The organism is Photobacterium nomapromontoriensis, assembly GCF_050336815.1.
GTDB lineage: Bacteria > Pseudomonadota > Gammaproteobacteria > Enterobacterales > Vibrionaceae > Photobacterium > Photobacterium nomapromontoriensis.
In genome coordinates, this window is the sequence record NZ_JAKJSL010000024.1 from 39,590 (window position 1) to 64,879 (window position 25,290).

Genomic DNA, 25,290 nt, shown 5'->3' on the forward strand with positions numbered 1-25,290 from the left:
CCGCCTTACAAGGTTTCATAGTAATCGCGAACATGCTGTGTTTCGCGATAGCCTGTTGTTTTGTCATTTTTTTTCTCTTCAGGCTGGGTAACGCTGGCTTGTACCGCCGTCGTTGCACCGGCCGCAACAGCGCCAGCAGCCACACTCAAGCCAATGTTTTTCAACAACTGGCGGCGGCTTTGATTAGGTTTGTTTTGCTCACTCATACAAGCTTGCTCCTTTATCGTGGCCCTAATTTTGTCGACTTTCGCCATACGCTTTAAGGCTCTATTTTTATACTACGATTTCTGTAAAGACATAATGTTTACAAATCAGTTAATTAACCAACTAGCAAACTCGTATTACCGTTACGCCGTCACTGAAATAAATTAGGAAGATCTTAGTTCACTTCCACGAAACGTGTTTTTTCAATCACTAAAAACTGCATTGCAAGCTCACCCACCGCACTATAGAAAACAGCGCTTTTTGCCGTTTTCATATCACTGCAGAGCTGCTCAATCCATGCGGCAAGGTGACGATTAAAGAATGTACGTTGTAGATGAAGGTCTCCGCCCTCCACCAGCATCGCCATCACTTCCAGTAATGCAGCAATATGATCCTCAGGCTCTTTCACCGATTCATCACGCTGGAAACCCAACTGAATCAGATCACGACGTAGATGCGCCAATGGCATTTCCATTAGCGATCCGGTCAGATACCAAGAACCAAAAGGCACGATCTCACCACGGCCAATACCAATAAATAAATCCTGATACTCTTCAGCCACAGCAAGAACTGAGGTTTTTTGGGCTGCCAGTTTCAGAACCGGCCAAGCCGCCCCCATGCCTGTAGTCTCATGATTGGTCGCGTTAACATCCAAATCAGCTAACCAATCAAGAACATTTTGATCCGGCGCTCGATACAATAAATGCGCAAGCATGCCGTAAATCTCAACGCGCAATGCCATTTCTTCTTGTTGGGTATTCATTTGCGGTTCCATCATTACGCTCCTACAGCTTAAGTTGACTTTCAGGATCATCGACTATCGACGTGAAAATATCGCGAACACGACAATCTTCACACATAGATAAACGTCGAATGGCTTCTCCCTGAAAATGAGAGTGACCTTGTAACTTTTCAGTCAACATTTTAACCATAGAGGCAGGTGCAAATGCTTTACCACAAGTAGTACAACATGCGGCAGGCTCTTCATGAACAGTACGTGTTTCCTGACGTGTTTTTTGATCCCAAGTCAGACCCGGTTTCAAACTAATCACGTTTTCCGGACACGCTTTTTCACACATACCGCATTGAACACAATCTTGTTCAACCAATAACAAACCAGGACGATCGCCTATTGCATGCAGGGCGCGTGTTGGACAAACCGCCACACAACTCATGCATAAAGTGCAATCTTCTGTACGGCATTCAACTGAACCATAAGGTGCATCTGCAGCTACGTCAGAAAAATCCGGCTTAACTGAAGCGTTGGCATAAAGCGCATCTAAAACAACAAACAATTTTTCACGCTTAGTGCCATCAATTTGCGCATCAATGTTTAAAAGCGCCGATTCGAAGCCTACAAACGTTTCAGCATCAGCAAAATTAAACAACGCTATGCGCTCTGCTTCATAACCTAAATCTGTCAGAAATGTTTGCGCTATAGTGATCTCGTTACGAAGAACCCGATCGATAGTGGCAGGAATATACGCCGTATTGGTTGCCAGAAGCACCTGGTGAGCACCATAAGCCAGCGCACTAAACCAAGTATCAATTCCAACTGTTGCCAATTCTTCCAATGCAACAGGAATAACCGTTGCAGGAAGTAAAGGAAGCGTTTTCGCTACATATTTTTCATCACGATTACCATAAAGCAGTAACGTTGGCGTCTCTCCCCCCTCTTGCTGATAACGAGAAAGTAAGCGATGAACAAAATGCTGCGTATTCACTGGATCAGGCAAAGCGTAACTAATGGCTTCTGTTGGACACGCTGTTGCACAAGTACCAACACCTTGACAAAGATACGGGTTGATCTCAATCGAGTGACCAGTACTTGACAATGCACCCGCAGGACAAGCATCAACACAACGATCACAACCTGCAACACCGCGTGATGAATGCGCACAAAGATCCGGGTTTAGACGAAAATATTTAGGCTTATCAAAGGTACCCAACATCTCTGGGAGCGCTTCAACAACATCCGCTAATTTCGCTCTACCCGCACCAACGGCGTAATAACCGGGAGCTGGAATTTCAACAGCGATCACGCCATCAGCGGTCATATCAACCACCAAATCGAAACAATCTCGGCCAATCGCCACTTTTGCTAGATTGGCCGACGTCAATAATCCGCCCAAATCAACGCCACCAGCATCACATGTCACATCAAAAGCACCTAGGTAACCTTTTACTGTGACATTATTCGCGTAATACAGATTGCTATGCTTAACACTTGTCTCTGCTTTTTCAGTCGCAAGTAGGGTGACTGAATTTAGCGTTGAGAACTGAGGGGCAAGCGCTGTAATCACTTCTTCAGGACCTACGATCACAACATTCCCGCGGCTTTCATATGAAACCGTTGGGGGAATGAGGTTTGAAAGCTCAACGGTGCCTTTTACCGCAGCCAGTCTTGCCTTACCATTACGATCAGTAAAGGTGCTTTCAGTCAGTGCTTCTAGTGTACTATTTAACATTCTTATTCCTGTCTACTCGTCACCGTTAGTCAGTGCCGATTGAAGCGTTTTGTTTTATAGTATGTTTCCTTAAAACGCTTCATACTCATATAAAGAGCAATAACCGATCCAACTTTTCACGGAATAAAATGACCTAAAAGGAGCTAGGGTCTGCAAGCGACACGTTAACTCACCTCGCTAGCGACAATTTGTCTCACGCGAAAGTACGCGTTGCGCCAAAATGTCCCGCTAATTTTTAAGGGTATCATTCCCTTTTTGTCCCAATTGCTATTTTTTGCTCGCGAAATTATGGCGAACCATCTCATTTTCTTGTACTGCAGAATCGACAAAAGCAGATGTTGGCTCAATAACTGTCTGACCGTTTGCATCATTGTCAGCCATTCCATCGGGTGTATCGTCTTCGGCAGCGAGATCATCCCCTTCTAAAGCCCTAATCATGGGTTGTTCAGAATAATGGGTCAGTGATTGGGGCATCTCTACACCCGATTCAATCCCATCCGCCGCAGTCGGTAACGGCTCAGACGTCGTTGCAAGTGCATCGTTAATGTTTTCCGCGACTTCCGTAATCCAGTTACGCAGTCCTTTAACTTCATCAGCATTTAATGCAGGGATATTTGAAAAGTCTTCCGTATGATCATCCATATCACTGATATAGTTGAATTCATCTGAATGAAATAACTTTCTCAAAGCCGCTTTTTTTACTGACTTTTCTACGCCCTCTTTCATGAAAGAGGTCACGCCTGAATCAAAGGTGACCTTAACGACATCATCGAGAGTAAGCGCCGATTCTTCAGCAACAGGTGCGTCACTGCTATCATCTTGTTCAGAATGTTCTGAACGTTCACCGTTATCAGCACCGTAATGAAATGCCTCATCTGGGATACTGGTAGCAGCATTTGAAATTTCCGGTTCTAGAACAGTCTCTTTAACCAGATTAGTCTCATGGCCTATCGCCACGTTTACATCTTCAACATCCTTGGTTTTCTCTTCCTTCGCTTGAAGCTTGCGACTCGACCATCGCTGGAAAAAGTTAGAGGCCACTAGAACGTCCTTTCTTATCTTTATTTGGATTATCTTTACAACGCTTACGACGATGCTCAATAAGCTCACCATGTCGTCCGATAAAGGCTTCCATCCAAGCTTGTACCTGTAGCGGGGTATTAATATGAAGAACCTGATAATCACCGTCCATGTAGCCACTCGCGACACCTTGAGAAGCGGTGATCAAAAGTGGCGACAACTGTTCATTTTCTTCCTCACAAACAATAAATAAATGCGGTTCGCGAGAACTTAAGTTAAAGCGGTAATCGGTACGTTCATAAAGGTGCAACTCCAAAGGCAGGCAGTAGCCATCATCAATACCCGCCAATGTTTCTTTCTCTTCTTCACCATAGAGACAGACGTCTTCTATCGACCAGGACAATGTCGTCCAGCGCCCTACTTGCTTTTCTTCTGATACCAATCGAAAGGCTATTGGCCAAATTGATTCATCTTTATGTTGTTCCAGCACTCTCGCTCCTTAGTCATCGCATTAACGTTGATGATCACGACTACAACAGATAAAGCAAAGATCAGACCAACAATTTATACTCATGAGAATTAATAAAATAACTGGCCACTAAACAGCCGATTCATTGCGGATGCCCTCGTCCCTTTTTTCGAAAAATAATGTGTTTTACGTGGTGTTGAATAATTGGAACGATGTTTGCTTAGATTGTTTTACTACAATGTGCCTAACGTTCTGGTACATCGCAGCTATTAATGGCCGCTATATAATGATTGATTCAAAATTAATGCATTACTGAAAAGCGTAGACCGACTGAGAGATTTCGCGAACACCAAGCGAATGATGCTATTTAACCCCTGAATAACCAAACTAACGACCAGGAATTGTTGATGAGCCAACTGCCAAAAATCATTAAAACCAATTCATCCGTCAGCCAGACCATGACCGTACAGGTGATGGATGAATATGGCGACATGATGGAAAAAGAAATTGCCTGTGAACACCCGTTAACGGTTTATCTCAACTGGATTGAAATCGTCACACTGATGACATTGGGCGAGCGCCCCTCTGCGCTAGTACTCGGCTATCTAAAAAATCAAGGTTTTATCGAAGATATTGAGGCCATTGAGTCGCTCATTATTGATTGGGAAACAAATTCAGCGGCAGTGATCACCAAAGAAAATACAGACGGCCTTGCAAAGAAGCTAGAAAAGAAAACGGTCACATCAGGCTGTGGGCAAGGCACGATGTTTGGCAATGTGATGAAAAAATTAGACGGTGTCACACTTGTTCAGCCAACCATTCTTCAATCAAAGCTTTATGGTTTGCTTGAAGCTCTGACTCATCATAATGAAACCTATAGAGCCGCAGGGGCGGTACACGGTTGCGCAGTATGTAAAGACACCAGCATTCTCTCCTTTGTCGAAGATGTTGGTCGCCATAATGCCGTTGATACGCTAGCCGGTGAGATGTGGCTAAACGGTGAAGTGGGCGAAGACAAAATTTTCTATACCACAGGTCGCCTAACATCAGAAATGGTGATCAAAGTTGCTCAAATGGGGATCCCCGTGCTGCTATCGCGGTCAGGTGCAACACAAATGGGCTACGAATTAGCGAAGAAGCTGGGTATTACCATGGTTGCTCGCGCCAAAGGTCATCGCTTCCAAGTGTATAACGGTGTTGAAAACATCATTCTAGATGTGAAAGGTGAAGATCCTGATCACCGGAACAGTAATGCGAACAACATCGATGTTAAAGATCGAGGTAACGCATAATGCACTCTGCTTTCCCTGAATTTATGAATGCTAAGCAAGTTGCAGAGTATCTCGACCTCAATGAAAAGAAAGTTTATGCCCTCGCCAATGAAGGCTTACTACCCGCAACAAAAGTAACGGGTAAATGGCTATTCCCCAAGGCAATGCTTGATAAGTGGCTGCTGGAATCCTGCCATAATGGTGCCCTCAACGACCGATTGCTAATAGCAGGATCTGATGATCCACTATTGCAAATGATAGTCGGTGACATGGCAAATAAGCTCGGAAGTACTGCGCTGGTTGGCTATACCTCTACAGGAACTCGTCAGGGCCTTGCAATGCTTAGCAAGGGCCATGTTGATATGTGTGCCATCCATTGGGGGCATGCCGAAGAGGCCGCGTTACGTCACCCTGCATTACTACAACAATATGCTGGCCACAAGAACTGGGTGCTGATCCACGCTTTCGAACGGCAGCAGGGTTTGGTGGTTTCGCAAGAAATCGCAGATTGTGTCAATAACCGTTCTATCATGCCACAAGAGTTACTGGCTCAACGTTGGCGCTGGGTGCTGCGTCAGGAAGGCGCAGGCAGTATGCGAGCATTAGGAGAATGGCTACATGGCCATGCGTTCACGATTGATATGCTTACCCAAGCAGACACCTGTAATAGCGAGCGAGAATTGGCGTCGTGTATTGCCCGAGGGCAAGCTGATGTCGGTTGTGCCAGCCAAAGTACCGCTGGAGAGTTCGGTCTTGGCTTTATCCCACTATGCACAGAAGCCTTTGAATTAGTCATACCAAAGAATATTTACTTTCGGACGCTACAACAACAGCTACTTCATGCCTTAAGCTCATCAGAGATCCAGGCTAAAGGGGATCAGCTGGGCGGTTACAACTTTGCACGCACTGCCGTTCAGGTCTGGAGTGCAAAATAAAGTAATTCCCACATTTGTTTTACAAACCGTCCTACAACAAGGGTGATAACAATTCACCCTTCTTCTTCCTTAAAAGCATATTGATAGCTTTTTTGTTTTCACCTCCGATACCACCACCCGAAATATGCAATCAAATAAAACTTCGCTCAATCAATAAGCTGATATTGCTATCAATTTGGTTGCTTATTTGTAAGCAACGTTTAATTTGCGACATTAATCACTGGTCGGATGTGAGTTGTGAAACTTTTTAACATGTTTTGTGAGCAATTACTCTAATTTGACCAATTCCTTTATGGAATCATGAGCTATACCTCACTTTGGCTGTATTCCCTTTGAGCTATTGTGCTACTGAGTGCACACTAGACATTGGTCCTCAGACCAGTAAATTACTCTGCAAATGAATGTGAATATAATACCGCGTAAGGAGTGGTCATGAATTATTTCATAACCGGCGCAACTGGATTTATCGGTTCTCAGTTAATACAACGGCTGGCAAAGCGCCCTGGTGACATTTACCTTTTAACCTACGACAAACTGTCTGAAGATAGACTTCAAGCTCTTATTGAGAAGTACCATCTTCCAAAGAATAAATTTCATTGTATCAAAGGGTCGATCACTGAAACCAATCTTGGTATTTCGGCTGAAGATACTAAGAAACTCACAGGAAAAATCGACCAATTTTTCCACCTCGCTGCCATTTATGATCTGACGGCTGATGAAGAAGATATGATGCGTGCTAATCTTAACGGCACCGAATATACCCTCAGATTCGCAGAACGTATTAATGCAGGTTGCTTCCACTATTTCAGTTCCATTGCCGTGGCTGGGCAATACCGCGGCTGGTTCAGAGAAGATATGCTTAACGAGGCGACTGGCCTTGATCATGCTTATTTCTCAACCAAACACAATGCTGAAAAACTGGTTCAAGAAACAGCAACGATTCCTTGGCGTGCTTATCGTCCTGGCATGGTGATTGGCGACTCTAAAACAGGTGCAGCCGATAGAATCGACGGGCCTTATTATTTCTTTAAAATCATTCAGAAAATCCGTCGTATGTTGCCTGAATGGGCACCGCTTGTCGGCCTAGAGGGTGGACGCTTAAACCTAGTACCCGTTGATTATGTCGCTGATGCTATCGATCACATCGCCCATAAAGACAACTTGGATAATCAGTGTTTCCATATTGTTGATCCCGACCCTTATCGCTCTGGTGAAATCGTTAATATGTTTGCCGAAGCGGGTCACGCGCCGCGTATGGCGATGCGATTAGACATGCGTGTATTCCGCATGGTTCCTGCACATTTTTGGGGACAACTGGGCGAAGTGCCTGTTCTGAAGCGCTTTATTGATGCAATCAGTAATGAACTTGATGTCCCTAAAGATGCAATGGGTTACTTTAATTACCCGACACAATTTGATTGCACAAACACCTTAAATGCGCTGGCAGACAGCAATATCACATGTCCGCGCCTGCCTGATTACGCAGATAAAATCTGGGATTATTGGGAACGCAATCTCGACCCCGAATTGCATGTTGAAAAAACACTGCAAGGCTGTATCAATAACAAAGTCGTCGCGATTACCGGTGCCTCTTCCGGTATTGGTTATACCACGGCGATTAAACTGGCGAAAACCAAAGCACGCTTAGTGCTGATAGCTCGAGACCTAGAGCGCCTGCAGCATACACGCAATGAAATTGAGCGCTTAGGTGGTCAGGCGTTTATTTATGAGTGTGATCTCAGCAAAGATGAACCAAGCCAAGCCGTTCTTAACCAGATTAAGCATGATCATGGCAAGATTGATATTCTGATCAACAATGCAGGCCGCTCTATTCGCCGCTCTGTTGCCAACGCTACCGATCGCTTGCACGACTATGAGCGAACAATGCAGATCAACTACTTTGGCGCGTTGAGAATGATCCTTGGCTCTCTTCCAGAGATGATTGAAGCGGAAGAAGGCCATATCATCAATATTTCATCCGTCGCAGTCTTAACCAGCCAACCGCTGTTTTCAGCCTATGCAGCCTCAAAAGCCGCATTGGACTCCTTCGCTCGTACAGCAAGCATTGAGCTGGGTGGCCAAGGGATCAACTTCACAACAATCAATATGCCGCTCGTTGAAACGCGAATGATTGATGACCACTACCGTGGTGTTGAAGGGGGTATTCCACTACTTAGCCCTGAAGAAGCCGCCGACTTAATCATTAAAGCCATTATCGAAAAGCCAAAGCGTATTACCACTAAATTGGGACTACTTGCCGCGTTTGTTCACGGTGCTTACCCTAAGTTGGGTGAACTGCTTATGGCGACAGGCTTTAATCCTAACCATGGTAAAGAAAGTGGAGACGGTGAAGCTAAGAAAAAACCGACAGCTGATGCGGTTGCACTTTCTAGCATCATGCGTGAAATACACATGTAAGGAATCCATCTTATGAAAGTAACCGCAATTCATGATTACAAAGAAGATCTGGATATCTTACTACGTTATTTCAGTGAAGAGCAGCTTATCATCGACAAGTACCACCAGCTTGGTGGTACAAAGATCACGGTGAATAAACTGGAAGAGACCGAAGACGGCTTCGTGGTCGAAACACAACGTGATATGCCTGCAAATGTACCTGGTGTGCTCAAAAGCTTGCTCGGGAGCTATAACACGATTAAGCAATCTGAGACTTGGCACTGGCAGGAAAATAATCAGTTGTTATGCAAAATGTCGGTTGAGATTTTGGGAGTACCCGCCAGTATTTCCGGCCAAATGGTATTTAGTGAACCGAGTGATCGAGCCAATATCGCGACAACGAACAGGGTTGCGGTTGAAGTCAAATCATCGGTGCCTCTGATTGGTAGTACTTTGGTGTCCTTCATTAGTGGGAATATCAAAGATCAGATGGATGATGAATACCACTTACTGTGTAAAGTGCTCCCTCAGCTTGCGGCTGAAACGCAGTAACCAACCATTCAATGCCACCAGTAGTCGATGTGCTTCCGTCAAACGATGTACATGGCTACTGGCCATTGATAACGACCAGGCTAGGAAAGGACGATGAAAACCAAAGATAGAATTTTATCGGTAAGTCTTGAGCTGTTTAATCGTGAAGGTGTCGCGCAAGTCAGCACGCTAATTATCGCTACAGAAATGGGGATAAGTCCGGGTAATCTTTATTACCATTTCAGGGGTAAAGATGAAATCATTGCAACGTTGGTGTCTGAACTGCAAAACTCGCTGACCACCATCAGTAATGAATACGCAAACAAAGTCAAAGATTTCGATGACTATTGGCCGTTTATGCATACTGCGATGGCCTTGTTTACCCACTACCGCTTTCTGTTTCGAAATTTGGATAGCCTCAATGGCCAGAATCCTCAAATTAAACGCAAGATCAGAACCTTGATCTTAAAACTTCGTCATTTGAGTAATGAGATGCTCAAGCACTTAGTGGCTCTCGGCAAGTTGAAATGTGACAATGAAAGTCTACCGTTGCTAGCTGATAACTTATTGCTAGTAAGCCTCAACTGGCTTAATTATCAAACGTTACTCGACGATCATTATAGCGAAACTGAATTGGTTCGTTCTGGAGTACTGCGTTTAATCTCGATGGTAGAACCATACCTGACAGATAATGCGACTTCACCGTTCTTTACCCATAAAGATTTGGTGAAAGAACTGGTAACCTAATCATTACGGTTTATTTCTCAATACAATCAAAACAGCCGATACAACTGACATTGTGAGGCTGTTTTTCATTTTGACTTGTATACGCGTTATTGAATTCAATTCCCCTGTAAAATAAGCCGATTACGCTCAGCCTTGGGTAATTTACTGACCACTAGCTGATATGAACCTTTCACAAGATCACAAATCATACCTGCATTAACATCCTGTTCCAGTGACACCGTCAGCCAGTGTTGCTTATTCATGTGGTAACCCGGCATGATACCGCTAAATTGGCTGACTAACAGTTCATTATCCGCAGGCATCCCTTTCACGGTAACTCTTTCTTCGTTCTGATGAAATGCGATAAGCGCAAACATCTTCCCTGCGACTTTATACACCATCGCTTCAGGACCGAATGGATAGCTGCTCTCCGTTTCGGGTAGCTGATTGACAAAAAACTCTAACTCGTTTCGCTTCATCGCTGGTCTTCCTTGAAATACTTAGTCTCTAAACTTCTCCAAATTAAACCGTTTCTTATAATAAAAAAATCTTTTTACCAAAATCGTTCCAAGACATTAACTCGCTTTCTTTTCACCATCAGTCTTAGCACGCTGAAACTTATCCAAGATATACCCTGAAATGAGTTTTAGTGCTTCTCTGGCCTCACTGAGTTGATAGAACAATGGATAGACATGCGGAACACCTTTCACTACATGAATGGTTACATCATTTCCACTTTCACCCATTCTTTTTGCCAAATTAATCGCATCATCCATGAGTAACTCTTCTGTACCTGCTGTGATCAATACAGGCGGTAAGTCATGGTGCTTTGCATAATAAGGGGAAATATCTGGATTACAGGGGTTTTGTGAACCAATGTAGTTATTCCGCATAAGAAGTAACGTACTTAAATCAAAGAAGGGATCATCTTTACACTTCTTAAAGGCTGACTCACCCGTTACTGCCATATCAGACACTGGCGACATCAAAATAGCCCCTGCGGGCTGAGGAAGTGATGCCTCCCGTAATCTCAGCATCGTCGTCAATACGAGGTTTCCGCCAGCTGAATCACCAGCAAAGAAAATTTGACCCGGTTGGTAACCTTTTGCGAGTAAGGCGCTATACACGGCAAAACAATCATCAGGAGCCGCAGGATAAGGGTGCTCTGGTGCTAACCGATAATTAACCATTAACCCTCTAGCATTAGTTTTATTGGCTAGACGCGCTAAAAAAGCAGTGTGAATTTTAGGGCTATGAAAACAAAACCCACCACCATGAAAATAGAGGATGATTTTATTGCCACTGCTATTTGGCATATCAACCCAGTCACAAGGTACACCTGAAAAACTGACAGGTGTCGCATTCATCCCTTTAGGTGCAGCAATAAAAGTGCCATAGTTATCTATCGATAAAATCAGATTACGCATCTCTTCTGTCGAATTACAATTCGCCAGACGCTGTCGCATTATTCGGAATAAAACCTTATTGAAAGCCCTATTACGCCAACTGTCCATAAACTCCACCTTTATTACAATTCATTTACAAACTTAGAATCAAGTGATGGGTTTGGTCAATAGCTATTAGTGATTCATATGTAATTAATTTACGTCCATTGCCACCATGGCTGTCAACATTCCAACACAATAAGGCTCTGCTATCCTTCTTTTAATACTGTTTCACCACGTACATCAACAGAACGTAAAATGGTTGCGCATGCATGGCCCATGCGCAACCTAAAGGCAAAGCTACCTGCAGACTGGGTTAGGCAGCTAAGCCACCAAAGCCACTTATGATCTGGCTGGCTTAGAATGTGGCTCTGGACTGGCAGTTACTCTGCTTCTGCCAATTTCTCGACAGCTACCGTTAGCTTGTCAATTTTTTCATCCATACGCTCTAGCTTTTCGCGATCAACACCGCTGAGGCGATAGAACAAGTCATTCATTCCTGCTTCAACTTCATCAGTCGCTTTTTCAGCATTTTTCCCAATACACTCTTTTGCTTGGATTTCGACTTCTTTTCCGCGCTCCACGAGTTCATCAAACACTTGGTTTGATTTTTCATTGATTTGTTGCGCTTCTTCCAAACTACGGCTATATAAACCAAGCCCAGCCAACCAAATGTTGCGCGCAACACCTTCACCGCTTTCTACGACATTTTTAGCCGCTTTTACAACTGTACTATTACTCATAATATTATCCCCTTACGTCACTATGCTTAACTAACGTCACGGATACGCAGCCACATTCAACGACTATGACTTAACCACTGCTGCTTCCTGCTATCCACGGTCCTATTACCAAATTAATTTGTTTCTGATACTTTCGGTGTTTCAGTAACAGGTTTCGCTGCTACGACCTGAGGTTTTACTGCCGATTCAGCCTCTTTTTTTTCTGCTTGAGGTTGAACATCAACAACAGGTTGTGCCGCTTTTACCGTTTTACGCCGCGCGACACTATTTTTTTTACTGACAGGATCCGCCACATCTGCTGCTTTCGTCACTGCTCGCTTTCGTGCCGGCTTTTTATCTGCTTGCTGACGCTCAAGTAAAGCTTCAATATTGGCGGTTAATTGATCGATCTTGTCATCAACACGATCTAAACGCTCATTATCAATTCCGATGAGCTTCTGCACCATGCCGTGCATGCGCTCCTCAATAGCAACAGATGTCTGACTACGTGCGGTATGAACGCGTTCTTTGGTTTTTGATTCCACCGCGCGCCCGCGCTCAATCAATTCATCAAACAGGCTTTTTCCCTTTCCTGAGAGCTGATTGACTTCTTCTGCACTCTTGGCATAAGCACCAAGGCCTGCCAACCAAATGTTGTAAACCATTGCATCACGAATCTGTTCTTTTTTAGATTCATTTGCAGTCTGTTTTAAAATTCCCATCAATGTCCCCTCCATACTTTTGCAAAATGCCAGTCAGTGGGTAATTGCCTGACTGCTTATAGGTAATTTACGAATTTCAATTAGAATGTTCTCCCTAAAACAATCCTTTAGCTAAGCATGTTTTAAATTGAAAGGGGATGATACAGGTTGCAGTCGAGCAAGGGGATAATATGGGAAAGTACAGTGGCTTCATGAAGATGGACAATGGAAATAAAACAAGGGTATGATAAACCCTTGTTTTATATGTTTGAATTTTGATTTAACAGGGTATGAGCAATTTATCTAATCGCTGTGAAATACTATTCTCAATACTTACTGCAAACAAACTGGCTGCAAATCCGATTAACTGCAACTCGATGGTAATTTTCCCTTCTTCAGCAAGAAGATAGCCTTTCGCTGAGGAATGGTGAATATGTAATTTATCATCTTGCCATAACCAAGTCAGGCCATATTCTAACGCTAACTCGTCCGCAATTGTTTCACTCAAAGCCGTAATATCGTCATGATCCCTGTCATGATGGCGCTCAATTAGAATCGTCACAGATACTCTCACAAAATAGTGTTTTTACTCAGTTACCTTTTATTAACATACTTGTCTGTGAGGAATAATTCTGTGTCTGAGATCGAACTTTGAGCAATTAGTTGCATTAAAAAAAACGACGTAATAGCGATATAACCAAGAGGGTTGAACCCACGGCTAACTTGGCTCCATTCACTGCGCTTTTATAGGGAGAACGCTCTGATGATGATATTGCGGCCCCTATCAATAACCCCAGCCCCGCCATTTTAATGAGTGGCGTTGTCGCACTCATGCTTATATACCCTCCTGCGGCGACCACCACAAGCCGTTGAAATTGAGTGCATTCAACCGGTAAACCATGTGCCTCTCTGACAAACTGTTCACAATTCTGACTAAATAAATCATAGGGACGACCTAGTTGACGCAGAGCAAAGGAAACGGCAATAGCCGGATCCTCACCTCGGATACTGCTTTCAACGATAACGTGACCTTCGGCAAACTCGTCTTCTGTTTCCCGGGCAACTTTACGCCACTTTTTTGAATTATGAACAACGTATCCCTGCCCATCCGAAATTCCATAGTGCCAATATGTGCTACAGCGTATCTTAAGTACAGTACCAGCTGGCAATACTTTCTCATGCATGAAACGATCTCTTTCCAACCTATTTGATATTTAGACTAGTCGGGGTCAGTCATAAATGCGAAACACCTCACATTTCTAATCGATTAGAATCGCAGACCAAGATTAACGGCTTTTTTGCTTTACCCACTATGTAAATCGGTTATAGCTGCTAAAATAACAGAGGGTGTCAAAATAATGACAGTTTTATCGGTCTGTTTTATGCGGCTTGTGACTTATTTATGATTAGACGATTTCTTCTTTTACTCTCATGCCTCGCCCTTATTACTGGATGTCAAAACCTGCCATTGGTATCTAATAAGGCGTTAGTACAAACGCCTGCTCGGCAGACGATCATCTTTACTCATGATGACCTACAGCAACATTGCATGATTACCCAATCGTTATTTGATGGAAGCTACATTGCAACGGGCACAGTGAACTCTATACATTACTCCCTGCTCGCATTAGCAACCAACACCCCTGACCTATGGGATGTATTAGCCAAACAACTTGAGTTTGATGTACCGAATAATCAGCGTACTAATTATTACCGCCGTTGGTTTATCAACAACCCTTACCACATTAAAACCGTCACTACTCGCGCTGAACCTTTTTTATATTACCTTTATCAGCAGGTCAAAAAGCGTGATTTACCCATCGAGTTAGTGCTTCTGCCATTCATTGAAAGCAGCTTTGACCCCTATGCACATTCTCACAAAGGTGCATCAGGATTATGGCAAATCACTGCTGCAACCGGTCGTACATTCGGACTTAAAATAACCCGCGGCTATGACGGCCGCCGCGATGTAATTGCATCCACTCAAGCCGCACTCGATCTACTTGAATATCTATACGATAAGTTCGATCAGAACTGGTTACATGCGATTGCCGCTTATAATACAGGAGAGGGACGGGTCAGAAATGCCATCAAGCATAACCGTACCATCGGTAGATCAACTGATTTCTGGTCACTGAAATTACCAAAGGAAACTCGTCAATATGTACCTAAACTGCTAGCAATGGCTGATTTAGTAAAAAATCGGCATCAATACGATCTGTCGTTTATCCCCATTAAGGCTAAGCCTGTTGTCGATGAGGTCATTATTCGTAACAGAGTGAAATTGAAAACAATTGCAGAACTTGCAGATATCTCCAGCAAACAACTCTATCAACTTAATCCTGGCTATAAGGATGGATACACATTTAATCAGCGAGATAATAAAGTGTTAATGCCAATACACAGTCGAACGCAATTCTATGAGAGTAAACACTCAAAATCTTATGCGAAGCCGACATTTGATGTGTATCACATACAAGCGGGAGATTCATTGAACGAGGTAGCCCAACTCAACAATACCTCTGTGGCTTTGATCAAGCAGATAAACAATCTGACAGATTCATTGATAATAGCCGGACAAAAAATTCTAATTCCGACTAACTAACTTAAAAGAGGCTTGGTTATCACTGAAGCGGTTGAGAGGTAAACAAAGACGCAGCACGTTGTTCAAGATCTGATAACAACTGTAAATCTGAATCATTATGAGATAAAGAGAGCCCGACCAAAATACCAGCAAGTAAACATACTGGTGCCGTAAAACTACGAATAACCGTAATACACCCTATTGCCGCAACAGAAATAAGAGTCGCAAAATAAATATTTCCTTGTACGTCAGAAAAAAACGCGACATAGAACGCAACCAATTGTAGACATACGCCGATGGATAATACTTTTATTGTCATGATACAAACCACATAATTTATTTCGCTCGATTATATGAAAAACCGTTCAAAATTAATCAGTTTCATCAATCAGTAACTGTGCATTGAGACTCACCATTCATTTTTGTTGTCCCATTTCTTGCTCCCCACCTAGTAATGTGACGCACATCTCACACATGGATTCTGTACTTTATACTCAAAGAGTTTTATGACAGTCACAAAAAAAATCTTACCCATCACATTTTTAATATCTAATTTATGAGAAATTTGATCTATGCTTTAAATATAGCAATAAACACACAAGGTTCTTTCAATTGTCATAAAAAGGAAACATATGCAGCATCAAGAAATGATTAACCCAACTCACACAGGCCTTATCACACGCACAGCTCTAACCGGTTTTGCCTTTATGATCATTGGTTTGTTTTTTATGTGAACACCTAGTTAGGTAACATATTGTGAACAGCATTACCTTAAGCGTAACATAGTAAGGGCATGATAATTCATGCCTTTACTTTTTCCGTATCCTACATGCCGATACTAAACAATATTTTCCAGATCCAGCATTAGTTTACTAGTATATGAAGCTTTTTCACGAAGGCAAATTGTAAATGTTGCCCCTTTACCGAGAACAGAACTGACTAATATTTCCCCACCGATACCGCTAATAATTCCCTGACTGACCGAAAGGCCTAACCCGGTACCGCTTCGACGAGTGGTGAAAAAGGGATCAAAAATGCGCTGCATGTTTTCTTCACTAATCCCACAGCCTTGATCGGTGATGGTCACTTTTGCCCCCACCAGTTGACCCTCTGCATCCAACCAATCCTCAGTGCCAACCACCAGCACTCCAGAATCATCCATTGCATGGACACCGTTCATCTGTAGGTTTACCAGTACCTGCAGCAGTTGGTGACGATTAACTTCAACACAACATTTGGCATTTAAATTCGCTTCAATCCGCACATCCATTTTTTTAGTGCCTGTTCTAACCAAGATCAGACTTTCTTCAACCAATGGGTTCAGGTGCTGCCAAGTCACCTCATCTTGCACTCCCCCCTGACGACTGTATTGCAACAAGCTACGAGTAATATTGCGAATACGGTCAATTTGCTCGTGAATAGCATCTAGCTCTTCTTGAACACGTTCAGTTTCTGTACCGAGTTCCAGTTGCAGTAGCTCAACATTGCCTAAAATCACCGCTGTGGGGTTATTTATTTCATGGGCAATACCCGCTGTCAGTTCACCCAGCGCGGCCAGCTTTTCACTGCTGACTAGCTTCATCCTGGCTTGATTGAGTAATTTAATATGTTGTTCAAGCTCCTCGGTTTTTTCGCTCAGGCTCTGAGTTCGATCTTTAACCTTGTCTTCTAATTCCAATGACGCCAGTTTTATCGCTTCATTTCTTTGATGCAGTTGATCCAACATGGTATCAAACTGCTGACCTAAGATTTCCAATTCATGCCCCGGCGTCAACGCTAAACAGCCAATACGACGATCCAGTCCCAATCTCACGGCTGATACCACCTGATGCATTCTTTCAATCGGCCGAAATAAATCCCGCGCCCCACGATATACGATGACACCAGAAAGCAGCAGAACAGCCACAATGCCAAAGCCCAATTCGACCAAGTTGGTCAGATAAATAACCACCATCGGCCATTCAAGATAACCGGTGTAAAGCATACCGATGATTTTGCCGTCATGATCTTTCAGCGGCTCATAGGCAGAAACATACCAATCGTCATAAACAAATGCCCTATCCACCCAAGTGTTGCCTTTCTCCAATACCTCATCATAGACTTGTTGTGAGACCCTTGTACCAATCGCTCGGCCATTTAGCTGCTTGCTATCTAAGGGCACATTGGTGCTCACCCGGGTATCCCCCATAAACAAGGTCACCGTTCCAATCGAACCATCAGGCAATGTATCAGAGGCATAAACCAAATCACGGATCCTATCAACCAATGACGTACTGTTATTGAGTAACATGCCGCCATCAACGATCCATTGCAATTGACCGGATTGATTAAAAATCGGGATCAAACTTCGACTAACTAACCCTTTGGAAATAATACCCTTTTCATTGAGTAATGGAATTTGTGCCATCGCGGGTAAATCAGCATTCAGGTTATAAAGCTGATAAGCTTCAAGCGTCTGGAAAAAAGTCTGTTCATTGCCACTCATCAGTAAGTGGCGGTTCTCCTTAGAAAATTCAGCCAATGCAGACGCTGGATGGATCACCACAAAATCAAGATCATAACGTCCAGACTGCTGCTTTACCCATTCAATTAATTGATGTGGATTATGACGCAATTGATTTTGAAAGTCGTAAGATTCGGTCAATGACATCAAACGCATCCGCTGCTCTTTCTGTAACAGCTCCATACTATGATGTGCTACGGCTAAATCCGCTCGCACATTCATCAGCGCACTCTGCCAGGTATACCTCAGTGTCCAGTACAAGGTCAGCGCCATCAGCGCCAATAAGGTGATGATAATTGGTACAGAAGTCAGCATCAGCAACCGATAACGAACCATTGTACGAAAACGTCGGATCCACAGTGCGATAAAGTGTTTCACAAAAAATACCTAGCCCTGTGTCTGAGTCATAACGGCTTCATCAGCCCATTCTTTGTATTTACGCTCCAATGTTTTACGGGCGACCCCTAATTGGCGGGCTGCGGCGGATTTATTGCCCTGATTAATATCAACCACTTGCATAATGTGCGCTTTTTCAACGTCTTTTAATGACCAGTCACTTGGATAACAAAACGTTTCTTCACCTGATTCATTATCATGGCAAGTACAAGGCCGCTTTCCTTCATCACCAAGTGTCAGAGAGGCATCAATCGACACCGGTACGTTCAATATTTCTGATTCATCCATCGCAACTTGCTCGGTTAATGACACCTTTTCTCCGGCAAGCTCGCGCCAGTAATGAGCAGGAGGCTTACCCAGCAGAAGGCAACGTTCCATCATATTACGTAACTCTCGAATATTGCCCGGCCACTCGTATGCCTGCATCGCTTGAATGTCTTCATGCGTCCAACTTACTGGCTTAGAACCCAGATCTTTTGCTAACTGCTGGGTAAAATGATGGGCGAGTGCGGGAATATCTTCTTGCCGCTCCCGTAATGACGGCAATTCAATCGTCAAAACATTCAACCGATAGTACAAGTCGCGACGAAAGCGCCCCTGTTCAACTTCCTCTTTCAAATTTCGGTTAGTCGCCGCGACTATACGCACATCGACTTGCACCTCCCGCTCAGCACCAACGGGGCGAATCGCCTTCTGCTCAAGAGCTCGTAACAGCGACGACTGCATCGACATCGGCATTTCGCCAATTTCATCTAAAAATAAAGTACCGTTATTGGCCACCCGAAAAAGTCCTTCGCGACTTTTCTTTGCTCCCGTAAAGGCGCCAGACACATGGCCAAATAACTCACTTTCCAATAAATCAGGAGCAATGGCACCACAGTTCAGAGGGACAAATGGACCATTGCGCTTACTGAGCTGATGCAAAGCGCGAGCCACCAGCTCTTTACCGGTTCCCGACTCCCCTTCCACCAACACCGCCGCCTGTGACGGCGCAACCTGACTGATCAATTTTTTCATTGCCAAGGTGCTGTTAGCATCCCCAATAATATCAGCGGGATACGTACGTTCAACATCACGTTGCAGGGCAAAATTCTGTCGTTCAACCAGCCGGCGTTCGATACAACGTTGTACCGACTGCATCATCTGATCAAGATTAAAGGGTTTGAGAATAAAATCCGATGCGCCAGCCCGTAACGCTTTGATAGCGGTATCTAAATCCGCATAGCCCGTCATGAAGATAACATCGCTACGCCGGGTAGCCGGATCAAACGCTTCATGCCACTCAATACCAGAGCGACCAGGCAAGTTAATATCCAGAATCAACAAATCAAAGTGACAGCGTTTACGCAGCTCTTCCGCTTCCTCGATACTGCCTGCAACATCAACTTGGGCAAATTGCTTACTCAGGGCTTTTTTAAGAATGGCGCGCATACCCGGCTCGTCATCAACAACGAGTACCGAGACAGCAGACCATGTCACTGCAGCATTTTCAGACATATATACCGATTTTAACTAATTTTATAATGCGACATTTTGTCCCACAGTGATTACCTCTGTCAAAGGTGTTTATCCTTATTTACATCTGTAATATGATACTCAGGTATCTCACACTTTAAAATCATGTACTTAGAGCCAGTTAGTGTTAGTAAATATCATTCATCGAAAAACTGGCATCCGATTTGCTTAAAGTGCAACGAACAAGAGCGTGCTATCTCTTTTACTCGCACCTCTATTGCATTTTTTCGTTTAAACTAATGACATCGATGTCAGGAAGACCTATGAAATTACTAAAGTCTACACTTATTGTATTAGCGCTTGCCTCTGCCAGTCTGGCGCACGCAGCAGAAAACATGACAATACGTCTGGCAACTACAACCAGTACTTACCATTCAGGCTTACTTGACTACTTATTACCTGAATTTAAGAAAGACACAGGTTACAGCGTTGATGTACTGGCTGCCGGTACAGGTAAAGCATTACGCATGGGTGAAAATGGTGATGTTGACCTGGTCATGACACATGCACCAAAATCAGAAGCCACCTTTGTTGAAAAAGGTTATGGTGTACTGCCTCGCAAACTTATGCACAATGACTTTGTACTTGTGGGGCCAAAATCAGACCCTGCTCATATCACTGGCATGAAGGATGTGACTAAAGCGCTAACCACCATTGCTAATGACGATGATGCTTTTGTTTCTCGTGGTGATGACTCAGGCACCCACAAAAAAGAACTTCATCTTTGGGCTCAATCAAAAATGGAACCTAACTTTGGTGGCTATAAAGCTGTCGGTCAAGGCATGGGTCCCACTCTGAACATGGCATCTGAGCTACAAGCTTATACCTTAACAGACCGTGGTACTTGGCTAGCCTATGAAAACAAACTTGATCTAAAAATTGTTCTGCAAGGCGATCCTCGCCTGTTCAACCCTTATCAAGTGATTTTAGTTAACCCAAGCCGCTACCCTGACATCAACTACCAAGGTGCAAAATCATTCAGCGATTGGCTGGTAAACTCGAAGGCACAAAACATGATCAACGATTATAAGCGACATGGCGAACAGCTATTTGTTGCGGATGCACTTACTCAATAAATGGATATCTGGCAGACAACACATCAGGCGATCCTCCTACTTTTTAGCGGTGATACCGCTCTGTGGGGGATCGTCGGTGTTTCATTTTCTGTTTCATTACTGGCAATAGGCATTGTACTATTGCCAGCAATGTTAATAGGTTTCGCCCTCGCCTATGGGTCTTTCCCTGGGCGCTGGCTGATTTTATCACTTTTTAATACATTCCAGTCGATTCCAACCGTGGTGATAGGCCTACTACTGTATATGCTGCTTTCACGTGCCGGGCCGTTAGGCGACTGGAAAATGCTATTTACTCAGCAAGCGATGATTTTGGGACAAATCCTAATTTGTTTACCCATTTTAGTCTCAATGATGCATGCTGCATTTCAAAATAGTGACCGACGCGCTTGGGAAACATCATTGACGTTAGGCGCCAGCCTGCCAAGAGCATTTATGAGTCTAATGTGGGAAAGTCGTTTCCCACTGCTAGCTGCAGTCATCGCTTCATTCAGTCGTGTGATTACTGAAGTGGGTTGCTCTATGATGGTCGGCGGAAACATTTTAAATTCAACCCGCAACATACCAACTGCGATTGCCCTTGAAAGCTCAAAAGGGGCATTTGCGCAAGGCGTTGCTTTAGGGCTGGTGCTGTTGATTTTAGCACTGGGACTAAACTTCTTCTTATCTGTGGCTCGTGGCAAAGCCCACCTGCGTACTAACTAAGCCGGAGATATTGAATGACACAGCTCTCGATTCAGGCACATGACTTGTCCGTTCGATTTAAAGATCGGCTACTTTTCCATATCCCAAACCTCGTGCTTGGGCCGCAAGATGCGATCTATCTGACTGGGGATAATGGCGTAGGGAAAACCACCCTACTCAAAGTTCTTAGTGGCTTACAGAAACCCACTACTGGCTCCATCAACTTAGCGAAACACTCTTTATTACGCAGATTATTTTGCGCTCAAAGTAATAGCGGCATTATTTATATGCATCAAACACCTTATATGTTTGATGGTAGTGTACTTGACAATGTTAGCTATGGTTTAAAATTCACCATTCGAGAACGCCGCAAACGCCGAACTGAAGCGATCAATGCGCTGCGTATGGTAGGATTAGAAACACTGGCTGATGAACATATTTCAGTATTATCTGGCGGCGAAAGACAGCGCGTTGCCATGGCCCGTGCTTGGGTTATCAAACCCAGCGTTCTATTAATGGACGAATCCAGTGCAAGTCTGGACAGTGAGTCCATCAACCGCCTTGTCGTACTGTGTCAAGACTTGCTGGCCCGAGGCACAAGTTTAGTCATTACCAGTCACCAGAAGAATGCTCTGACTGATCTCTGCCGTCGCCAATGGACAATATCAGACTCAAAACTCATTGAGCGCGCTGAACTACAACTGGTAGATGAGGATAACAATACTTATGCCTATGCCTGAAAACACCCGCTGGGTGATCCTAGCAGGTGGACAAGCCAGCCGAATGGGTGGCAATGACAAAGGGTTAGTGCAGCTCGCAGGTCGAGCCATGATTGAACATGTGATGGACACACTCCGGCCGCAAACATCAGCCATCACAATCAATGCTAACCGAAATCAAGACACATACCGCCAATACGGTAATGTGTTTGGTGATCATATTAAAAACTATCCTGGCCCATTAGGCGGGATGCATGCCGCACTGCACCATCTTGACAATGAATGGATTGGCTTCGTTCCTTGTGACTGTCCGCAGTTACCCATCGATTTAGTTTCCCGCATGGCCGACGCCTGTGATGAACACACGGACATTGCAGTCGCCCATGATGGCGAACATATTCAGCCTGTCGTGACTCTCGTTAACCGCCGAATTCTTCCTAAGCTCGAACAGTTTCTTGAAAACGGTGATCGAAAAATAATTTTGCTTTATAAGCAATGCAATATGATCACTGTTGATTTTAGCGATCAACCCAATGCTTTCGTCAATCTCAATACGCCAGAAGAACTAAATCTATTCGGACAACAATCATGAGCCAGATTAAAGCCACCCTACCCTTATTGGGTTTTGCTGCATGGAGCGGAACAGGTAAAACAACCTTACTTGAAGCCATGCTGCCTAAGTTAGTTGAACAAGGGATCCGTGTTGCAGTCATCAAGCATGCCCATCACAACTTTGATATCGATAAAGAAGGTAAAGACAGCTATCGCCTGCGCAAAGCCGGTGCGAATCAAATGCTTATTTCTTCACGCTATCGCCGAGCATTGGTAACAGAAACTCCAGATGAAGAAGCTAGCCTCACCCAGCTGATCACTCAGCTTGATCAAAACCAACTCGATCTCATCTTGGTTGAAGGTTTTAAACAACTCGATTTTCCAAAAATAGAGCTACATCGAGAAGAAATCGGCAAGCCTTGGCTTCATCCCGACGATAACAACATCATTGCTGTTGCCTCGAATGTTCCGGTTGACACTGATTTACCCATACTTGATATCAACAACCTCGAGCTACTCACCCGCTTTGTGGCCGAATTTGCCCACACACAGCAGGTAACATCGCTAAGCTGCAGTGATATCGATCCATCAGGCATGCTTTCTGTCGCTCAGGGGCGAGAAAAGATACTGGCACAGATTGTCGCACCAACCACTAAAACGGTTGTCTCGCTTAAAGCGGCATTAGGACAAATTGTCGCAGAAGACATTTTGTCACCCGTCAATGTCCCCCAGCATACAAACTCTGCAATGGATGGCTATGCAATCCGAGGCGATGATATTGATCGTGAAAATTATCAAGTCGTTGCCCAAGTCATGGCCGGCCACAGTTATGATTTACCGCTTGAACAAGGGCAAGCAGTACGCATCATGACTGGCGCACCGGTTCCTCTGCATGCTGATACTGTTATTATGCGCGAACAAGCACAACAAAATGGTGACAGCGTCACGTTTGATGGTGCTATGGGAGCAATTCGTCGAGGCCAGAACGTTCGCCAAGCCGGTGAAGATCTTGCGTTAGGTCAGGCCGCTGTTACTGCAGGCACACAAATAACAGCACCTGAACTGGGTATGATTGCCTCTCTCGGATTAGACACCGTTAGCATCAAGCCACAAGTTCGGGTCGCAATCTTTTCTACGGGTGATGAAGTGCAACATCCGGGAGAAGACCAAAAAGCCAATTGTATCTATGATTCTAACCGCTACACCCTTCATGCCATGCTAACCAACGCTGGCTGCACGGTGATTGACCTTGGGATCATTGAAGACAGCGAAGCCTCACTAGAAACAACATTGACAGCGGCGAGCGCACAAGCCGATCTCATCCTCTCTTCTGGCGGTGTATCTGTTGGCGATGCCGACTACATTAAAACCGTATTGGATAAGCTTGGTCAGATTAATTTTTGGCGCATTAATATGCGACCAGGTCGTCCACTCGCATTCGGACAAATCCAACAGACCCCATTCTTTGGCTTACCAGGAAATCCGGTCGCCGTTATGGTCGCCTTCTTACAATTTGTTGAGCCCGCCATCCGTAAACTTCAAGGCATAGAAAACTGGCAAGCGCCTTTCTATATGGCCACCGCAGAAGAAAAACTACGCTCACGTCCAGGCCGCACAGAGTACATGCGCGGTCAGTATTGCTTTGATGCCAATGGCCGACTAAGCGTAAAATCAACGGGCCAACAAGGCTCAGGGATTTTACGCTCGATGAGTGAGGCAAATTGCTTGATTGAGATTCTGCCAGAACAGCCAAATATTGAGGTGGGAGAAAAAGTTAGAGTGATCCCGCTGTTAAACCGCATCTAATACTCGGTTCAATGCATATTATAGCGCTCAGAAAACGGCTGTTTATTGCTGTTTACTGAGCGCTTATTTTTTGCAGCTTCCTTGCCACTTTATGTATCCTGAGCTTCTACACGTCTAGAAGATGGTTATGCGCAACTATGAATAAAATAAGCATAATTACATAATCCTTCTCAGGTAAAGTAAGCCTACTGTTGTGCCTAAGTTACCGAATACTTACCTGTAAAATGATGAGGTTAAACATTATCGTTTTTTTTGTTTTCATACTTCTATAACTCATCACATCCATTCATAGTACATATTTATGCTATTCAACGCACCTATAAATTATAGAATCATCAATAAACACGTTATTTACGTGATATGCAACCGATTTTAAGCGGTCAACTTACGTTCAATCAGCCTTAAATTTCTCAATTCAGCTAAAATTCCACCTGAACGCGGGCATCTTGATCGCATTTAGGTATAATGCCTACCGTATTTACCATTTCTGTCAATAACTACATTACGTTCACTGGCTAGACCATTAGGAGTGATCGGATCATGTAGAATAGCTGACAGTTTACATATCC

The 25,290-nt window shown here is 44.1% G+C and carries 25 protein-coding genes; 11 read left to right on the forward strand and 14 right to left on the reverse strand.

Going from position 1 to position 25,290, the window contains the following annotated elements:
- Positions 1-5: 5 nt before the first annotated feature.
- From L4D12_RS09530 to L4D12_RS09550, 5 genes are all read right to left on the reverse strand, one after another.
- Positions 6-206, reverse strand: a complete 201-nt coding sequence (locus tag L4D12_RS09530; protein WP_428447600.1) for a twin-arginine translocation signal domain-containing protein — start codon at positions 204-206, stop codon at positions 6-8.
- A gap of 173 nt (positions 207-379) precedes the next feature.
- Positions 380-979: a TorD/DmsD family molecular chaperone gene (locus L4D12_RS09535; protein WP_428447681.1), complete on the reverse strand. Its 600-nt coding sequence runs from the start codon at positions 977-979 to the stop codon at positions 380-382.
- 10 nt (positions 980-989) lie between these two features.
- Entirely contained in the window at positions 990-2,672 is a 1,683-nt protein-coding gene (locus tag L4D12_RS09540; protein WP_428447601.1) for a 4Fe-4S dicluster domain-containing protein, read from the reverse strand.
- Between the two features lie 267 nt (positions 2,673-2,939).
- On the reverse strand, positions 2,940-3,713 hold the full coding sequence (locus L4D12_RS09545; protein WP_428447602.1) for a DUF3306 domain-containing protein: 774 nt from the start codon (positions 3,711-3,713) through the stop codon (positions 2,940-2,942).
- Positions 3,703-4,182 carry a DUF3305 domain-containing protein gene (locus L4D12_RS09550; protein WP_428447603.1) on the reverse strand — a complete coding sequence of 160 codons (480 nt, stop codon included), beginning with the start codon at positions 4,180-4,182 and terminating at the stop codon, positions 3,703-3,705. Before L4D12_RS09550 ends, L4D12_RS09545 begins: the two co-directional genes overlap by 11 nt.
- 386 nt (positions 4,183-4,568) lie before the next feature.
- Here L4D12_RS09550 and fdhD point away from each other — a divergent pair, with 386 nt between their 5' ends.
- The 5 genes from fdhD to L4D12_RS09575 all read left to right on the forward strand — a co-directional run bounded on the left by fdhD (position 4,569) and on the right by L4D12_RS09575 (position 10,042).
- Positions 4,569-5,453, forward strand: coding sequence for a formate dehydrogenase accessory sulfurtransferase FdhD (gene fdhD, locus L4D12_RS09555; RefSeq protein WP_428447604.1), 885 nt, complete (start codon positions 4,569-4,571; stop codon positions 5,451-5,453).
- A complete protein-coding gene (locus L4D12_RS09560) occupies positions 5,453-6,367 on the forward strand; it encodes a substrate-binding domain-containing protein (RefSeq protein WP_428447605.1) in 915 nt (304 codons plus the stop codon). Before fdhD ends, L4D12_RS09560 begins: the two co-directional genes overlap by 1 nt.
- A gap of 432 nt (positions 6,368-6,799) precedes the next feature.
- Complete coding sequence (locus L4D12_RS09565; RefSeq protein WP_428447606.1) at positions 6,800-8,785, forward strand: SDR family oxidoreductase; 1,986 nt, start codon at positions 6,800-6,802, stop codon at positions 8,783-8,785.
- 12 nt (positions 8,786-8,797) lie between these two features.
- Complete coding sequence (locus L4D12_RS09570) at positions 8,798-9,316, forward strand: DUF2505 domain-containing protein (RefSeq protein ID WP_428447607.1); 519 nt, start codon at positions 8,798-8,800, stop codon at positions 9,314-9,316.
- A 93-nt stretch (positions 9,317-9,409) separates the two neighbouring features.
- The gene (locus L4D12_RS09575) at positions 9,410-10,042 is read left to right on the forward strand and encodes a TetR/AcrR family transcriptional regulator (protein WP_428447608.1); all 633 of its coding nucleotides are present in this window, start codon (positions 9,410-9,412) and stop codon (positions 10,040-10,042) included.
- Positions 10,043-10,137: 95 nt separating this feature from the next.
- On the opposite strand, the gene L4D12_RS09580 is transcribed toward L4D12_RS09575, so the two are convergent.
- The 6 genes from L4D12_RS09580 to L4D12_RS09605 form a co-directional block, all read right to left on the reverse strand.
- Positions 10,138-10,500, reverse strand: a complete 363-nt coding sequence (locus L4D12_RS09580; RefSeq protein WP_428447609.1) for an MmcQ/YjbR family DNA-binding protein — start codon at positions 10,498-10,500, stop codon at positions 10,138-10,140.
- A 96-nt stretch (positions 10,501-10,596) separates the two neighbouring features.
- Entirely contained in the window at positions 10,597-11,535 is a 939-nt protein-coding gene (locus L4D12_RS09585) for an alpha/beta hydrolase (protein WP_428447610.1), read from the reverse strand.
- A 314-nt stretch (positions 11,536-11,849) separates the two neighbouring features.
- Positions 11,850-12,209 carry a phasin family protein gene (locus L4D12_RS09590; protein WP_428447611.1) on the reverse strand — a complete coding sequence of 120 codons (360 nt, stop codon included), beginning with the start codon at positions 12,207-12,209 and terminating at the stop codon, positions 11,850-11,852.
- Positions 12,210-12,322: 113 nt separating this feature from the next.
- Positions 12,323-12,910 carry a phasin-related domain-containing protein gene (locus L4D12_RS09595; protein WP_428447682.1) on the reverse strand — a complete coding sequence of 196 codons (588 nt, stop codon included), beginning with the start codon at positions 12,908-12,910 and terminating at the stop codon, positions 12,323-12,325.
- Between the two features lie 259 nt (positions 12,911-13,169).
- On the reverse strand, positions 13,170-13,451 hold the full coding sequence (locus L4D12_RS09600; RefSeq protein ID WP_428447612.1) for a polyhydroxyalkanoic acid system family protein: 282 nt from the start codon (positions 13,449-13,451) through the stop codon (positions 13,170-13,172).
- A 106-nt stretch (positions 13,452-13,557) separates the two neighbouring features.
- On the reverse strand, positions 13,558-14,073 hold the full coding sequence (locus tag L4D12_RS09605) for a lecithin retinol acyltransferase family protein (protein ID WP_428447613.1): 516 nt from the start codon (positions 14,071-14,073) through the stop codon (positions 13,558-13,560).
- Positions 14,074-14,291: 218 nt separating this feature from the next.
- Here L4D12_RS09605 and L4D12_RS09610 point away from each other — a divergent pair, with 218 nt between their 5' ends.
- On the forward strand, positions 14,292-15,494 hold the full coding sequence (locus L4D12_RS09610) for a transglycosylase SLT domain-containing protein (RefSeq protein WP_428447614.1): 1,203 nt from the start codon (positions 14,292-14,294) through the stop codon (positions 15,492-15,494).
- 19 nt (positions 15,495-15,513) lie between these two features.
- On the opposite strand, the gene L4D12_RS09615 is transcribed toward L4D12_RS09610, so the two are convergent.
- The 3 genes from L4D12_RS09615 to L4D12_RS09625 all read right to left on the reverse strand — a co-directional run bounded on the left by L4D12_RS09615 (position 15,514) and on the right by L4D12_RS09625 (position 19,869).
- A complete protein-coding gene (locus L4D12_RS09615) occupies positions 15,514-15,792 on the reverse strand; it encodes a hypothetical protein (RefSeq protein ID WP_428447615.1) in 279 nt (92 codons plus the stop codon).
- A gap of 519 nt (positions 15,793-16,311) precedes the next feature.
- Entirely contained in the window at positions 16,312-18,312 is a 2,001-nt protein-coding gene (locus L4D12_RS09620) for a sensor histidine kinase (protein WP_428447683.1), read from the reverse strand.
- Between the two features lie 51 nt (positions 18,313-18,363).
- A complete protein-coding gene (locus L4D12_RS09625; RefSeq protein WP_428447616.1) occupies positions 18,364-19,869 on the reverse strand; it encodes a sigma-54-dependent transcriptional regulator in 1,506 nt (501 codons plus the stop codon).
- Positions 19,870-20,150: 281 nt separating this feature from the next.
- Here L4D12_RS09625 and L4D12_RS09630 point away from each other — a divergent pair, with 281 nt between their 5' ends.
- From L4D12_RS09630 to L4D12_RS09650, 5 genes are read left to right on the forward strand one after another with little or no spacing between them, the layout of a single operon-like run.
- Positions 20,151-20,963, forward strand: a complete 813-nt coding sequence (locus tag L4D12_RS09630) for an ABC transporter substrate-binding protein (RefSeq protein WP_428447617.1) — start codon at positions 20,151-20,153, stop codon at positions 20,961-20,963.
- Complete coding sequence (locus tag L4D12_RS09635; RefSeq protein ID WP_428447618.1) at positions 20,964-21,665, forward strand: ABC transporter permease; 702 nt, start codon at positions 20,964-20,966, stop codon at positions 21,663-21,665.
- A 14-nt stretch (positions 21,666-21,679) separates the two neighbouring features.
- Complete coding sequence (locus tag L4D12_RS09640) at positions 21,680-22,384, forward strand: energy-coupling factor ABC transporter ATP-binding protein (protein WP_428447619.1); 705 nt, start codon at positions 21,680-21,682, stop codon at positions 22,382-22,384.
- Positions 22,371-22,955 (forward strand): molybdenum cofactor guanylyltransferase MobA, encoded by a 585-nt coding sequence (gene mobA / locus L4D12_RS09645; RefSeq protein WP_428447620.1) that lies wholly within the window; start codon positions 22,371-22,373, stop codon positions 22,953-22,955. Before L4D12_RS09640 ends, mobA begins: the two co-directional genes overlap by 14 nt.
- Complete coding sequence (locus L4D12_RS09650; protein WP_428447621.1) at positions 22,952-24,721, forward strand: bifunctional molybdopterin-guanine dinucleotide biosynthesis adaptor protein MobB/molybdopterin molybdotransferase MoeA; 1,770 nt, start codon at positions 22,952-22,954, stop codon at positions 24,719-24,721. Before mobA ends, L4D12_RS09650 begins: the two co-directional genes overlap by 4 nt.
- Positions 24,722-25,290 lie beyond the last annotated feature (569 nt).